At 56.8% G+C, this 13,920-nt stretch carries 12 protein-coding genes and 2 pseudogenes; 12 read left to right on the plus strand and 2 right to left on the minus strand.

Annotated features, from left to right (window positions below):
* Positions 1 to 29: 29 nt before the first annotated feature.
* Entirely contained in the window at positions 30 to 308 is a 279-nt protein-coding gene (locus SD70_RS17360; protein WP_041048800.1) for an ArsR/SmtB family transcription factor, read from the minus strand.
* A gap of 1,535 nt (positions 309 to 1,843) precedes the next feature.
* Between SD70_RS17360 and SD70_RS17365 the strand changes: the two genes are divergently transcribed.
* From SD70_RS17365 to SD70_RS17415, 12 genes and pseudogenes are all read left to right on the plus strand, one after another.
* Positions 1,844 to 2,209, plus strand: a complete 366-nt coding sequence (locus SD70_RS17365) for a YidH family protein (protein ID WP_041048801.1) — start codon at positions 1,844 to 1,846, stop codon at positions 2,207 to 2,209.
* Between the two features lie 111 nt (positions 2,210 to 2,320).
* The gene (gnd, locus tag SD70_RS17370) at positions 2,321 to 3,232 is read left to right on the plus strand and encodes a phosphogluconate dehydrogenase (NAD(+)-dependent, decarboxylating) (RefSeq protein WP_041048802.1); all 912 of its coding nucleotides are present in this window, start codon (positions 2,321 to 2,323) and stop codon (positions 3,230 to 3,232) included.
* On the plus strand, positions 3,229 to 3,780 hold the full coding sequence (hxlB, locus tag SD70_RS17375) for a 6-phospho-3-hexuloisomerase (protein ID WP_052487567.1): 552 nt from the start codon (positions 3,229 to 3,231) through the stop codon (positions 3,778 to 3,780). The genes gnd and hxlB overlap by 4 nt, the downstream gene beginning before the upstream one ends.
* A 13-nt stretch (positions 3,781 to 3,793) precedes the next feature.
* A pseudogene (locus SD70_RS38200) lies at positions 3,794 to 4,476 on the plus strand (FGGY family carbohydrate kinase); the annotation flags it as partial.
* Between the two features lie 114 nt (positions 4,477 to 4,590).
* Complete coding sequence (locus SD70_RS38205; protein WP_231571275.1) at positions 4,591 to 5,268, plus strand: FGGY-family carbohydrate kinase; 678 nt, start codon at positions 4,591 to 4,593, stop codon at positions 5,266 to 5,268.
* Positions 5,269 to 5,369: 101 nt separating this feature from the next.
* Entirely contained in the window at positions 5,370 to 6,440 is a 1,071-nt protein-coding gene (locus tag SD70_RS17385) for a serine hydrolase domain-containing protein (RefSeq protein WP_052487568.1), read from the plus strand.
* Between the two features lie 125 nt (positions 6,441 to 6,565).
* Positions 6,566 to 7,567 carry a GNAT family N-acetyltransferase gene (locus SD70_RS17390; protein ID WP_041048804.1) on the plus strand — a complete coding sequence of 334 codons (1,002 nt, stop codon included), beginning with the start codon at positions 6,566 to 6,568 and terminating at the stop codon, positions 7,565 to 7,567.
* A gap of 156 nt (positions 7,568 to 7,723) precedes the next feature.
* A complete protein-coding gene (locus SD70_RS17395) occupies positions 7,724 to 8,455 on the plus strand; it encodes a DsbA family oxidoreductase (protein WP_041048805.1) in 732 nt (243 codons plus the stop codon).
* Between the two features lie 221 nt (positions 8,456 to 8,676).
* Entirely contained in the window at positions 8,677 to 9,540 is an 864-nt protein-coding gene (locus tag SD70_RS17400) for a hypothetical protein (protein WP_041048806.1), read from the plus strand.
* 94 nt (positions 9,541 to 9,634) lie between these two features.
* Positions 9,635 to 10,996 (plus strand): GntP family permease, encoded by a 1,362-nt coding sequence (locus SD70_RS17405; protein ID WP_041048807.1) that lies wholly within the window; start codon positions 9,635 to 9,637, stop codon positions 10,994 to 10,996.
* Positions 10,997 to 11,177: 181 nt separating this feature from the next.
* The gene (locus SD70_RS17410) at positions 11,178 to 11,960 is read left to right on the plus strand and encodes a squalene/phytoene synthase family protein (protein ID WP_041048808.1); all 783 of its coding nucleotides are present in this window, start codon (positions 11,178 to 11,180) and stop codon (positions 11,958 to 11,960) included.
* A 172-nt stretch (positions 11,961 to 12,132) separates the two neighbouring features.
* Positions 12,133 to 12,897 (plus strand): MerR family transcriptional regulator, encoded by a 765-nt coding sequence (locus SD70_RS17415; protein ID WP_041048809.1) that lies wholly within the window; start codon positions 12,133 to 12,135, stop codon positions 12,895 to 12,897.
* A gap of 314 nt (positions 12,898 to 13,211) precedes the next feature.
* Here SD70_RS17415 and SD70_RS34960 read toward each other — a convergent pair.
* Positions 13,212 to 13,810, minus strand: a pseudogene (locus SD70_RS34960) (DUF2087 domain-containing protein).
* Positions 13,811 to 13,920 lie beyond the last annotated feature (110 nt).

Genomic DNA, 13,920 nt, shown 5'->3' on the forward strand with positions numbered 1-13,920 from the left:
ATACATTCGTCAGAAGGTTTTCATTAAAATTACTCTATCCATCCTTTCAGCAAATTTTTAAGCGGTTCGTTGTTGAAAATAAGCACTCGATATTTTCCCTTTTTTTCTGATTTTACTAGCCCTGCATCTTCCAATGCAGAAAGATGTTTAGCTATCGCCTGTCGAGAAATGGTAAGGTCGTGCTTCATAATGAGACGTACCGTAAGTTCATACAATGTCATCTCGCTGCGTTCGGATAGTTCGTCTAATATAAGCCGCCGAGTCGAGTCGCCGAGTGCTTTGAATATAGCGTCTTTATCCCAATTCATATATCGAGTATAAGCAACTCTGGGGTTGCTTGTCAACTATAAGTAACTGAAAAGTTGCGTGATCGTGGAACCGCATTATGACGTTGATGTCGTGCTTGAATACCGGTATGACAAAATGACCCGGCAGCTCCGCATGTCAGAGCTGCCGGGTCATTTTGCAGCATGGATGGCCGCTTGCGCGGTAACCCTGGTTTATCACAGTTTCTGCTCCCGGTATTGAGCATTGCGGGAGAGAGGGGCGGGGCGGCGTTGCTTTGCGGCGAGGAGGGTGACTGATCGAAACCGTTGGCTCGCAGCAAGGGGGTGAAGGGTATCAGCTGGCTCGGAGCAAGGATGTTGAAGGGTACCTGTTGGCCGCAGCCGAGTGATTGAACGATACACGCCGGCTCGCTACAAGAATATTGGATGGCGCCCGTTGGCTCGGAGCAAGGATGTTGGACGGTGCCTGTTCGCTCGCAGCAAGGATGTTGGAAGGTACCCGCTGGCTCGGAGCAAGGATTTTGAAGGGTACCTGTTGGCTCGTAGCACGGTGATTTGAACGATACACGCCGGCTCGCAGCAAGAATATTGGACGGCGCCCACTAGCTCGTAGCACGGTGGTCGAATGACATTCGCTGGCTCTGTAGGGAACAAATTCGTTAAATTGCGCATCCTCATACGCTATTAACGCCCAAAAAAGAAAAAGCGGCAAATAGCGAACGACTGTGCTCTGCAGTAAGACCAAACGACGGTATCAGCGACTCTGAGGTCTTTATTGGCCTGGTTTCTTTAAAACGCCCCCTAACAGCGTCTCCAGATTCTTTGATTAGAGAATCTGGTCGCTGTTGCTTCGTTTGCGCCTTCATATTCTTCAATTTAAGAATCACGGTCGCTATTGCTCCGTTTGCGTCTTGCCAGGCTCTTGGCCCTCATCGGAAGAAAGAAACTCGGAGGCCGCTCATCATCGAAGAACCTCCGATAGGAGTGTTTCCCGACGACCATCCCGGCCGCCGCCATCGCGCTAGCTATAACATGAAACACATGATCGAGGCTTAACTGGAATCCCTCCTGTTAGTGATGCTGATTGAAGCGATTTTATCCAACTACAGGGAAAACCCGCCGCTAATTCCGACGAATTCCCCCAAAGCAAGGACATACAGCCGATTTTACTGGAGGTTTTCCCGCTAACTACGCCTTCATTGGAGATTCTGGCCATATTAAAGGGAGGATTTCCTGTAGCAGCAGAAAGTCGGGCGACTAGAGCAGCACGATCGGTGAACCATGAATCTACGCTGCTAAAAAGATAAAGATGCGAAGTTCGGAACGTTCCCGCTAAGCAGCGATGTTTTTAAACAGCGTCATAAGGAATGTTTGAGTTCTTTAAAGCAAAGAAGCCCCGAAATGCATTGCTTACATCATGAAAACTTCCCGGCTTACGATGCGAGTTTTATCCGAAAATACTTCGATAGAAGTTTTCATAAGTAAGCAGCGCGGGATGACGCCGCGGCAGCAGGGCAAAGATAGCAATGAGTTTAACGCAAGAAAGGTTGTTTGGGATGGAACGAAAACGGACGGATTTTAAATACGTGCAGCAGCACCTTGCCAACGAGCGGACTTTTCTGGCGTGGGTACGAACGGCCATCACGATTATCGGGCTCGGGTTTTTGGCGGCGGGGGTCGTGTTTCGCACGACGACGTACGAACATATCGGCCATACGCTGGCCGCAATTGTCGGCATCGGGGCCGTGCTCGTCGGGGGCGTCGTCATCGCGATGGCGGCGGCCGGGTACAAAACCAAACAAAAGCGAATCAACGAAGAGTCGTTCGAATCGCCGTCCGCGATCATCTGGTTTGCCGCCGCGGGGCTCGCCTTGATGTCGGCGTTCCTCATCCTTCTCGTTATTTTGCTGCTCCTGTATTAAATCCCTTTACGCGCTGTTATAAAAGCTAAACCTGCGTTATATACAAAAGCTCCCATTCAAGTAAGCTGAGAATGAAAGGTTCTGATATTCAGATAAGCGAGGAGCGGGAGCATGAACATCGGATTTATCGGACTAGGGAAGATGGGCGGCGCGATGGCAGGCCGGCTACATGCCGCCGGACACCGGGTCGTCGGTTTCGACGCGAATCAGGCTGCGTTAACGGCCGCGGGAGAACGTGGACTTGAGGTGGCCGGATCCATCACGGAGCTGGCGGAAGCGCTTGAAGCCCCCCGCGTTGTTTGGATAATGACGCCTCCCGGCGCACCGACGGAAGCCGCCGTCACTGAGTTGAAGGCGGCGCTAGGCGCTGGCGATTTGGTCATCGACGGCGGAAATTCGGATTTTCGCGACACTTTGCGCCGGGCCGCCGAGCTGCGCGAGCAGGGCATCACTTTAGTCGATGTCGGGGTCAGCGGCGGGGTACAAGGAGCCCAAAACGGATGCGGGCTGCTGGTCGGCTCCGATCCGTCCGATTTCGAACGGCTGAAGCCGATTTTCGATGCGCTGGCGGCGAAGGGCGGTTGCGCGCATGTGGGCCGCAGCGGCGCCGGACATTTTGCCAAGGCCGTTCACAACGGCGTGGAATACGCCATCATGCAAGCTTATGGCGAAGGCTATGAGCTTTTGGCGGCTTCGGATATCGACGTCGATGTTCTCGCTACGCTCGAAGCGTGGCAGGCCGGCTGTTCCATTCGCTCGCATCTGCTCGAAAAGCTGATCGAGGCCCTCCGGCCGGATCCGGCCTTGGAGAGCATCCGAGGTTATGCCGCTGATTCGGGTATGGGACGCTGGACCGTCGAGGAGGCGATCCGCCTGCGCGTCCCGACTCCGACGATTTCCGCAGCGCTGCAAGCGCGGTTCAGATCGCAGCAGGACGATTCCCCGACGATGAAGAGCATCGCCGCGCTCCGGGGAGTGATCGGCGGCCACGCCGTGCTGAAGTCGGAAGGCGGGAGCAAATGAGCACCTACGATCGCACTCCGAGTCAGGAACGTCTGTCCGTCATTCTCAGCGAGCTCCGGGACATTGCCGATGCCGTCGACCCGGCTGAGCTTCAGGCTTTGACCGAGGCGCTCATCGCCGCCAAGCGGGTATTTTTCAGCGGCCAAGGCCGTTCCGGTTTGATGGTCCGGGCCATAGCGATTCGGCTTATGCATATCGGACTGACGGTGTACGTGGCCGGTGAGACCAGTGCGCCTTCGATCGGGCAAGGCGATCTGCTTGTCGCCGTATCGGCGTCGGCGAAAACCCAGGCTACATTGACCCATATGGACGTCGCGCGGCGTACGGGCGCGAAAGTTGCTCTCGTCTCGGCCGTCGCTGTTAATCCAGGGCTTAGCGACATTCTCGTGACTATTCCCGCGCGTACGGCTGTAGCTACTTTACAGCATGCCGGCTCCCTGTTCGAGCAATCTTTGCTGCTCATAGGCGATGCGATTGCATGGCAAGTCCAGCGGAGCTTGCGCGTCGAAGACCGGGAGCTTGACGAGCGTCACGCCAACTTGCAATGAAGGAGGCTGCAGCATGAAACAGCCTTCGCTCGTTCTAGCGATAGACGTTGGCTCTTCGTCGGTGCGCGCAGCGCTGTTTGACACGCGCGCCAACCAGCTCGGGCCTCTTGCGCAGCGAACCTATAAGCTTGACGTCGACTCGAGCGGCAAAGCTGCGGTCGATCCTTACGCTTTAATCGACCATGTCGCCGAAGTGATCGACGAGACGGTCCGAGCTTTGCCGGACGATAGCGCTATAGCCGGAGTGGCGCTCAGTATGTTTGGCATAGCATGCTCGGCGTCGATCAAAACATGCGGCCGACAACGCCGATCTTCACTTGGGCCGATCGCCGCTCGGCCACACATGCGGCGCGGTTGCGGAGCGCACCGGATGCCGGGCAGCTGCATCGCGAAACCGGGTGTCCGGTTCATTCGAGCTTCTGGCCGGCGCGACTGCTCTGGCTCGCCGAGGCCGAACCGGCGGCTTACGCAGCGACCCGCTTCTGGCTCTCGGCCGCAGATTATATGTATTTCCGGCTGTTCGGAACGGTAACCGCTTCGACGTCGATGGCATCGGGGACCGGCCTGTTCGACATCGGCCGGCTGATCTGGAGCGAGCGGGCGATTCGTGCGGCGAAGCTCGATCCGGCCGCTCTTCCGGACGTTTCCGACGCTCCGTGTCATGGGTTACGAGCCGAGTATGCAGAGAGATGGCCGCAGTTGCGGGACGTGCCGTGGTTTCCCGCCAAAGGCGACGGCGCATGCTCGAACATCGGCGCAGGCTGTGCGGACGACGGCCGAATGGCCTTCATGCTCGGCACCAGCGGCTCGATGCGCATCGTGTGGGAAGCCGGGAAAGCCGCGATCGCCGATCCCGGGCAGTGGTGCTACCGTGTCGACCGGCGGCGGTTCGCCGGCGGAATGGCGCTGTCGGAAGGGGGGAACGCGGTCGCATGGGCCAGGAAGTCGCTGCTGCTCGGCGCCCCGGCCGAGATCGAAGCGAACGTAGTCGCCATGCCGCCGGACGGGCACGGCTTGACCGTGCTTCCGTTCTTTCTCGGGGCGCGCAGTCCGGACTGGATTGACGGCCGTACAGCGGTGTTCGCCGGCATTACGGCAGCGACTTCGCCGCTCGACATGTACCGGGCCGTGCTCGAAAGCGTCGCCATCCGTTTCGCCCTGTTGAAGCGCCGCCTCGATGCGGCAAGACCGGGGCAGCGCCGCGTCGTGGCGACCGGAGCGGCTTTCCTGCAGTCGTCGGCCTGGCCGCAAATTGTCGCCGATTGTCTCGGGGAGGAAATTATGCTTTCCGGCGTAAGCGAAGGTTCGCTGCGCGGCGCAGCCATCCTTGCGCTGGAGGAGCTTGGCTGCATCGCTTCAATCGGCGCTCTGGAAAGCCCGATTACCGCGGTCGTCAATCCTGACGCCGAAGCCCACGCTATATACGCAAAAGCGATGGAGCGGCACAAACGGCTCGATGAGCAAATGATCTCCATGAACGTTGTCTAGGGCGGAACCATCGCAAAAATCATTTGCTCCCTCCTTTGGCGAAACGTATAATCGAACCGTACAACGATTACGAGGAGCCGAACCCGAGGGGGTATGTATCCATGACGTTCGCAGCCGATTTCCGCGCCGTCGATTTGTTTCTGGAACGTGAAATTGCCGCGGGCCACATCCCCGGCGCCGTGCTGCATATTGCGCATAAGGGCGGCGTGCTGCTGCACAAGGCTTACGGGAACCGCACGGTGCATCCGCAAGTTTCGCCGATGAACGTGGACACTGTCTTCGATCTCGCTTCATTAACGAAAGTAGTAGCCGCGCTGCCGGCAGCGCTGAAGCTTCTGGAGCAGGGCAAAATCGCTTTATCGGATACGGTCGACGCTTTCCTGCCCGATTTCCGCCAAGGTCAAGGGGAACCGATCCGCATCCTCCATCTCCTGACGCATACGTCCGGGCTGGCGGCGGACTTGACCGACAAAAAGGCGGTGCTGAAGCTCTCCCGCGAAGAGCTGCTGGCGCGCGTGATCGGCAGTCAGCCGCTTCGTCCGCCGGGGGAGAAGGTCGTCTACAGCGACCTCGGCATGATTTTGCTGTACTGCATTATCGAGACAGTGACCGGGGAACCGTTCGACGCCTTTGTGAAGCGCGAAATATTTGAGCCGCTGGATATGAACGATACCGGATTTTGCCCGTCGTTCGAACCGGAACGCTATGCGGCAACCGAATATAGCGAGGAACTGGGCGGCTACAAGCTCGGCATCGTGCACGACGAGAAGGCCGAGCGGCTCGGCGGCGTGAGCGGGCATGCCGGACTTTTTTCCACGGCTGCCGATTTGGCGAACTTTGTCTCCGTGTTCCGGCAGGGTGGCGTATACCGGGGCAGAAAACTGTTCTCCGAGGCGACCGTGGCGCTGTCCACCCGAAATTTTACGCCTTACGACCGCGAATATCGCGGCCTTGGCTGGTTATTGAAAAATCCGGCCGACATATCGTCCGGCGGCGATCTGCTGTCGAGCCGTTCGTTCGGGCATACCGGATTCACCGGAACGAGCCTGTGGCTCGATCCCGAGGTTGATTTGCAAATCATTCTGCTGACGAACCGGGTCCATTTCGGCCGGACCGACCACATTTTGCGGCTGCGGCCACGGCTGCACAATTTGATCCGATCCATGTTCTAGCTTGCTCCATCCAGCAAGTATAAGCTGCGCCTATGCTTGAACGGATACCGCTGGGGTAAACGAGCATGTCCAAATGGATGGCGTAAGCCGGATATCCTTGAAAAAGTACGAGGGAGGGCGATCAAATGAACTATGTGCCGCTGACGGAAGACCGGTTGCCGCAAATGTGCGAGCTCTGGAACCGGGAACTGGGCGAACGATTTCCGATGCGCGAGGAGCTGCTGAAGCAAAACAGCTTTCGCGATGCGAACGTGTTGCCGGAAGGATCTTGGCTGGCCGTTGACGAGGCGACGGATCAGGTCGTCGGCTTCGTCGTCGCGAAAATTTGGCGAGAGCAGCGAGAGTTCGTCTTGAGGGCTGGAGCCGGCTGGATCCAAGTGCTGCTCGTCGCCCGCGAATATCGCGGCCGAGGCATCGGAAGCGAGCTGCTGAGCCGCGCGGAACGGGCGCTCGCCGCATGCGGTGCGGAAACCATTCTGCTTGGCAAAGATCCGTGGCACTATTTCCCCGGGATCCCGCAGGAGGACGAAGCGGCTCGCCGCTGGTTCGGCGCCAAAGGCTACCAGGACGATCAGCGCGTCGAAAACGACTTGCTGGCGGTGTATGACGGCGGCACCGGCGCTGCGGAAGAGCTCCCCGCGCTCGAAGGAGGGGCGCGGGTGCGGATGCTCGAAGCGCACGAGAAAGACGAGCTGCTGGCGTTTCTTCGCCGCTGCTTTCCAGGCCGCTGGGAATACGAAGCCTTGTGCTATTTCGAATGCGGCGGAACCGGACGGGAGTTCGTCGTGCTGGAGCAGGAAGGCCGCATCGTCGGCTTTTGCCGCATCAACGACAGCCGTTCCCCGCTCATCGCACAGAACGTATACTGGGCTCCCTTGTTTCAAGAAGAGCTTGGCGGCATCGGACCGCTCGGCGTCGACGCCGCGTTCCGGGGCCGCGGGTACGGACTTGCCGTCGTGCAGGCGGGGGTGCATTTTTTGCGGCAGCGCGGAATTCGCCGTATTGTCATCGACTGGACGACGCTGGTCGACTTTTACGGGAAGCTGAATTACAAGGTGTGGAAAGCGTACGGCTCATATTCCAAGCGCCTCGAGCAGAGCGGCGCCCGTGGCCAGCTTGCGCAATGAGCCGAGCGATCAAGGCGTTTAGCAGGAGGAACGGCGTCGAGCAATTGAAGCAACGTAACTTTGCCGGCTAAACGCCAAGGCGTTTAGCCGGAGGAATGGCGTCGAGCAATTGAAGCAACCTAACACTGCTAGTTCAACGCCAAGGAGGTGTGACGAGTGAGAGTCGAAGTTTGGTCCGATTTTGTGTGCCCGTTTTGCTACATCGGCAAGCGCCGGTTCGAGGCGGCGCTGCAGCGTTTTGCCCATAAAGACGAAGTGGAGGTCGTGTTCCGCAGCTTTGAGCTCGACCCGAATTCGCCGCGCGACGTAGGCCATGACGTGCACGCTATGCTGGCCGCGAAATACGGCATGAGCCGCCAGCAGGCGATCGCCATGAACGCCAATGTGGCAGCTCAGGCGGAGGAGGCGGGCCTTACGTTCCGGTTCGATACGGCGATTTTGACGAATACGTTCGATGCGCACCGGCTGGCCCATTTTGCCGCGAGCCGCGGCTTGATGCAGCCTGTTGTCGAACGGCTGTTTCAAGCCTACTTTACCGATTCTGTGCATATCGGCGATCGCGATACGCTCGCCGAATTGGCTGCCGAAGCCGGCCTTGACCGGGCCGAGACGGCGCGCATGCTGGCCGGCGGCGATTATGCCGACGCCGTGCGCGCGGACGAAGATGAGGCCGCCCGGCTTGGCGCCAGAGGCGTGCCGTTCTTCGTGCTGAACCGCAAGTACGCCGTCTCCGGGGCTCAGTCCAGCGACATGTTTCTGAACGCCCTGCAGCAAGCGTGGCAGGAGTCGCAGCCGCTGACCGTGCTGAACGAAGCGCCGGACGGCTCTGCGTCGGCAGGTGTTTGCGATGGCGACGCGTGCGCGCCGTCGCGGGATAGTACAAATTAATTGGCACAATGCAGACCGCCTCTCGCTTTTTGCGGGGGCGGTCTTTTTGTACACCGATTCAGAATTATCGGAGCTGCCGCACTCTGATTCGCACTTCGTTCGAATAAAGCACTGCCGCCCGGAAATAATGGAAGATGATCGCTGAGAATCATTGCCAAAATCCTCCGGCACGCTGGTATCCGCGCAGCGATGGAGTATGGACGATGCGAGGGCATCCATATATGAATTACTTTTGGTCGAATACGATTTGGTATTTGGTGCTGGACGCTGTAACCATACTCGAAATGACCTTCATTCTTGTCAGAACCAAAAGACGCAAATTTGCCTTTGCGTTTTATTTGACATTATGCGGAATGGAGGTTCTTTTTTTTGAAACCGTCGTCTTTTTGCTGACGAGAGCCTACGACTACGCGCCGAAAATCATTCAGACCCAGCCTTTCGACGATAACCTGCTGGGAAAAGTCTTTTCGCAACTATCCGTCTCGGCAACCGCACTTCTCGTCGCCGTATTCCGTTTGAAATTTTTCTGGATTTTGACGTTGTCCGTCATTTACGCACTAATCGAAAACCTGTTTTTGGCTTTAGGCGTTTATAGCCATAACTGGTACCGGACCTGGATGACTCCGATAGCGCTGATTGCGTTTTTCTGGGGCGCGAAAACCTATTATGCAGCGCTGCTGAAAGGTCCTAAGCCGTTTGCGCATTATTTGAACATCTTTACCGGCTTGTTTCCCATGTTCGTCCTTACGATTCTATGGGTATTTTCGCTGTCAGGGTATCAGAATTACATCGCATCCGCTTTTCCCGATCCGGTCATTTATCGGATTCTGATTTCAACCTGGTATTTTATCGCCGTATCCATTCCCATGATGCTGATTTATTTTTTGAAACTGACGTGGCGCTGGAAGGCTGCGGTCATCATCGCTCTTCATGGCGTTAATTATTTGGCCTATAAAAAATGGAACTTGCTCTGGTTTAAAGATGAATGGTGGTATTTGATTTTCTCGACTGTGACGATTGTCTGGATGTACTTTTCTGTTCTGTTGCTGGACTATTTGTATGCGAAGCCGAAACAACAGCATTGAATTCTTTTTCTTCAGTTGAATGCTCATAACGCTCCCGAATAATGGAAAAGCTAACGCAGATGAATATTGGCTGCGGCTACAGGAGGCGGTTGTTATGAGCAGTTTGTTCGGACTCAGCCACAATGTAACATTGATCGTTTGGGCGCTCGTCGCCATCGTGTTTCTTGTCGTTCTGATCGCCAGGTTCAAATGGAACCCGTTCGTAACGCTGCTCTTGTCCTCGCTGCTGCTCGGCTTTCTGGCAGGCATGAAGCCGGCGGACATCATCAAAGCGGTAACCGGCGGCCTCGGCGGCACGCTCGCAACGATCGCGATCGTCATCGGGCTTGGCACCATGCTGGGCAAAATGATGGCGGAATCGGGCGGTGCCGAGCGGATCGCGACGACGCTCGTGGACAGGTTCGGGGAGAAGCGCGTGCATTGGGCGATGATGCTCGTCGGCTTCATCGTGGGAATCCCCGTGTTCTTCGAGGTCGGCGTCATTCTGCTCATTCCGATCGTGTTCGTCGTCGCGCGGAAAACGAAGATGTCGCTGCTGCAAATCGGCATCCCGATCCTGGCCGGACTGTCTACCGTGCACGGGCTCGTCCCGCCCCATCCGGCACCGATGATCGCCATCGACGCCTACAAGGCGGACCTTGGCACGACGATTTTGTACTCCCTGATCGTCGGACTGCCGACTGCCATCGTGGCGGGTCCGCTATTCGGCAAATATATCGGCAAACGCATCCGGGTCGAACCGCCGGAGAAGCTCGCCGAGCAGTTTACGATGAAGGAGCGCCGCGATCTGCCCGGCTTCGGAATTACGCTGCTGACGATTTTGATGCCCGTGCTGCTTATGCTGATCGGATCTATCGCGAGCATCGCTGACCCGAAGGCGAAGAGCGGCTTTACGCAGTTCGCCGGGTTTATCGGGAACGAGGTTATCGCGCTGCTGATTGCCGTCGTCTTTGCCTTTTTCACGCTCGGCTTTGCGCGCGGGTTTACGAAGGAAGAGGTATCGCGCTTTGCGAGCGAATGCTTGGCGCCGACGGCTACGATTATCTTGATCATCGGCGGCGGCGGGGCGTTCAAGCAGGTGCTCATTAACAGCGGGGTAGGCGGGGCGATTGCGGCGATTGCGACCCAGGCTCATGTGAACATCATTTTGTTCGCTTGGTTTGTCGCCGCGCTCATCCGCGTCGCCACAGGTTCAGCCACCGTCGCCATGACGACGGCCGCGGGCATTGTCGCCCCCATTTTGGCGCAAAATCCGGGGGCGAACGTCGAGCTTGTCGTGCTCGCGACGGGAGCGGGATCGCTCGTGCTGTCGCACGTGAACGATGCCGGGTTCTGGATGGTGAAGGAGTTTTTCGACATGAGCGTGCCGCAGACGTTGAAATCGTGGACGGCGATGGAGACGATTTTGTCGGTGCTGGGGTTGATCTTTATTCTTGTTCTTAGCGCGGTGGTGTAAGGGGGTCTCGGTCTGCTTTGCGGACCGGGGCTTTTTTGCTTGCGGCCGGCCGCGGGAACGTGCGGGAAAGTGGCTAACGCGAACGAACGTATGGTATGATGGTGGGAAGCTATGCTGCGCCTGCAAGCAGCACGAATTACTGGAGGGACTACCCATTACTGACGCCATCCTGAACGAAGCTATGACGATGTTGGAGCAGACGAGCCGCACGTTTTACATTCCGATCAGCCGTTTGGTATCCGGGTTGAAGGAGGCGGTGACGTCAGCCTATTTATGCATGCGGGCCATTGACGAAATCGAGGATCATCCCGAGCTGGCGGACGAAGCCAAAACGGAGCTGCTGCAGCGGCTTGGGGAAGCGGTCCGTTCTTCGGATACGATTCGGCAAATCCGGGAGGTGCTGTCTCCGTACGAGACGCTCTTGCCTCCGGTCACGATGCGGCTCCACGAGTGGGTGCTGCTGTGTCCGGAATCGGCCGCTGGGACGGTGCGCCGCTATATCGCGATGATGGCGGAGCAAATGGCAGAGTGGGTGGGGACGGGCTGGAGCATCCGCACGGAAGCCGACTTGGACCGCTACACGTACAGCGTTGCCGGCATGGTCGGCGAAATGCTGTCCGAGCTGTGGCTGTGGCACGACGATACGAAGTCCGATATGGCCAAGGCGGTCGCTTTTGGAAGAGGGCTGCAGGCGGTCAACATTATACGCAACAGAGCGGAGGATTTGGAACGAGGCGTCGACTTCTTCCCCGACGGATGGGGACTGGAAGCGATGCTGGAATATACGAACCGAAATTTGCGGCTGGCCGATGCGTATGTCGCGGAGCTGGGGCAAGGGCCGGCACTGGAGTTTTGCAGCATCCCGCTGGCGCTAGCCCACGCTACGATTCGCGTCATCGCGTCCGGCGGCAGCAAGCTGACGAGAACGGGCGTACTGGACATCGTGAGCCGGGTAACGGGATAGCCGCTGAGGCCGGGCGGAGCTAAATGAATGGGGGCATGCAGCCATACGGCGGCATGCCTTTTGTGCGCTTGGCGCGAATCGAACGAACGATTTTACGCTCATGTCGTGAAAATAAGGATTGACCTTCACGTAACGTAAAGGTGTAGCATGAAGTTGTCGGGAGGTGAGCAACATGGAATACACGGTGCAGAAGCTGGGCCGCCTCGCAGGAGTCAGCACCAGAACGCTCCGGTTCTATGACGAGATTGGCATTCTTAAGCCGGCAAGAATCAACTCGTCCGGATACCGGATCTATGGTCAGAAAGAGGTTGACCGGCTGCAGCAAATCCTGTTCTATCGGGAACTGGGAGTCAGTCTGGACCGGATCAAACAAATCGTCACCGACCCGTCCTTCAACGGAGCCGACGCCCTGAAAGAACACCGTGAGCAACTTCTCGACAAACGAAAACAGTTGGATCTGCTGATCTCTAACGTGGAGAAAACGATCGCCTTATACGAAGGGAGAATCACTATGACCGATAAAGAAAAATTCGAAGGCTTCAAACAGAAGCTGATGGAAGACAACGAGAACAAGTATGGGAAAGAAATCCGCGAGAAATACGGCGACGATGTTGTCGACAAGTCTAACGAGAAACTGATGAACATGACGCAGGAACAGCATGAAGCAGCGGCGCGTTTGGTTGCGGAAATGACGAGCACGCTGGCCGAAGCGTTCAAAACCGGCGATCCTGCCGGCGAGCTGGCCCAGAAAGCGGCGGAATTGCATAAGCAGTGGCTGATGTTTTACTGGAGCGAGTACAGCAAAGAAGGCCATGCGGGTCTCGCCCAAATGTACGTGGATGACGAACGCTTCACGGCCCACTATGACGCGGAGCAGCCGGGAACGGCAGCGTTTCTGCGAGATGCCATTCATATTTACACAAGTATGAAGAAATAAAGCGATGAATCAAAAAGAGGCTGTACCGCGGCTATTCGGCTGCGATGCGGCCTCTTTTGTTCTGGCGGATTAGTTGAAGGTGGGAAAGCATGTGGTCCACACGCGCGACTTTCCTTGGCCACCATAAAGGAACGTAGTTCCGCTATTCACGGAAAGCGGGGCTCCGGATCAATCTTAACGGAACTGTGTTCCGTTATCGGTTCAGAACAAGAGTGCTTCTCGCGTAAAAGACGGAGATAACGTACTCTCGTTCCGCTAATTTTGGGAAATACCGGGGAAATGGGACGATAACGGAACAAATTTCCGCTAACCCCCTAGCGGACATCTTCCCACCGGGTCCACATTTCGCGCGGATTGACCTCGTACCGCTCCCGCTCGCGGAACATGTACTGATGCATGATGAACTCCCGGCGAATGGTGGCAAAATCGGGATGAAACCGCTGAATGTAGTCGTTGACCTCGGCTTCCGCATACGTCTTCCCCGGCTCAAGGCCGGATACGAGCCGCTCGAGCACGATCAGCTTCTTTTTGTACTGTGCGGGAAGATGTTTGAGCTTGCCATCCTTGGTGAAAAAATTGCGGAGCACCGCTTCCTTTAACTGCTCGTTCGCGCTTGTCATCGTAACGTCCTCCTCCGGCATGCGCCGAAAATCAAGTTGACCGTAGCCGCCGAATTTTGCCGGATAAAATATTCGTTAATCGCAAAATAAATCGTATTCCGCTCGCGCCGCTCCTTAATCAAAGCTGCCTCCCGCAGCTTTGCGGCATGATGCGTCACCGTCGGCGGCGCCACGTAGAGCCTGGCGGCAAGCTCCTGGCCGCTCAGCTCGCCGCGGGCGAGCAGCACGAGCATTTTGACCCGGATCGGATCGGACAGCGCTTTGTGGAATGCGACGATTTTATCGAGCTGCATTAGGTCACCTTCTAATTTAATATATATCTAATTAGACAACAATATAATACTCAAGTCAATAGTTCCCTAACCCGACTTTGACCCCGACCAAGCCCGCGATCCAATCCGGC

The sequence above is a fragment of the Gordoniibacillus kamchatkensis genome (assembly GCF_000829455.1).
Classification (GTDB): Bacteria; Bacillota; Bacilli; order Paenibacillales; family NBRC-103111; genus Gordoniibacillus; species Gordoniibacillus kamchatkensis.

What these genes read in the sequence shown, in the direction of transcription:
- SD70_RS17360 (WP_041048800.1), bottom strand. Translation starts at nt 308, where the DNA reads ATGAATTGGGATAAAGACGCTATATTCAAAGCACTCGGCGACTCGACT.
- SD70_RS17365 (WP_041048801.1), top strand. Translation starts at nt 1,844, where the DNA reads ATGGAACGAAAACGGACGGATTTTAAATACGTGCAGCAGCACCTTGCC.
- gnd (WP_041048802.1), top strand. Translation starts at nt 2,321, where the DNA reads ATGAACATCGGATTTATCGGACTAGGGAAGATGGGCGGCGCGATGGCA.
- hxlB (WP_052487567.1), top strand. Translation starts at nt 3,229, where the DNA reads ATGAGCACCTACGATCGCACTCCGAGTCAGGAACGTCTGTCCGTCATT.
- SD70_RS38205 (WP_231571275.1), top strand. Translation starts at nt 4,591, where the DNA reads ATGCGCATCGTGTGGGAAGCCGGGAAAGCCGCGATCGCCGATCCCGGG.
- SD70_RS17385 (WP_052487568.1), top strand. Translation starts at nt 5,370, where the DNA reads ATGACGTTCGCAGCCGATTTCCGCGCCGTCGATTTGTTTCTGGAACGT.
- SD70_RS17390 (WP_041048804.1), top strand. Translation starts at nt 6,566, where the DNA reads ATGAACTATGTGCCGCTGACGGAAGACCGGTTGCCGCAAATGTGCGAG.
- SD70_RS17400 (WP_041048806.1), top strand. Translation starts at nt 8,677, where the DNA reads ATGAATTACTTTTGGTCGAATACGATTTGGTATTTGGTGCTGGACGCT.
- SD70_RS17405 (WP_041048807.1), top strand. Translation starts at nt 9,635, where the DNA reads ATGAGCAGTTTGTTCGGACTCAGCCACAATGTAACATTGATCGTTTGG.
- SD70_RS17410 (WP_041048808.1), top strand. Translation starts at nt 11,178, where the DNA reads ATGACGATGTTGGAGCAGACGAGCCGCACGTTTTACATTCCGATCAGC.
- SD70_RS17415 (WP_041048809.1), top strand. Translation starts at nt 12,133, where the DNA reads ATGGAATACACGGTGCAGAAGCTGGGCCGCCTCGCAGGAGTCAGCACC.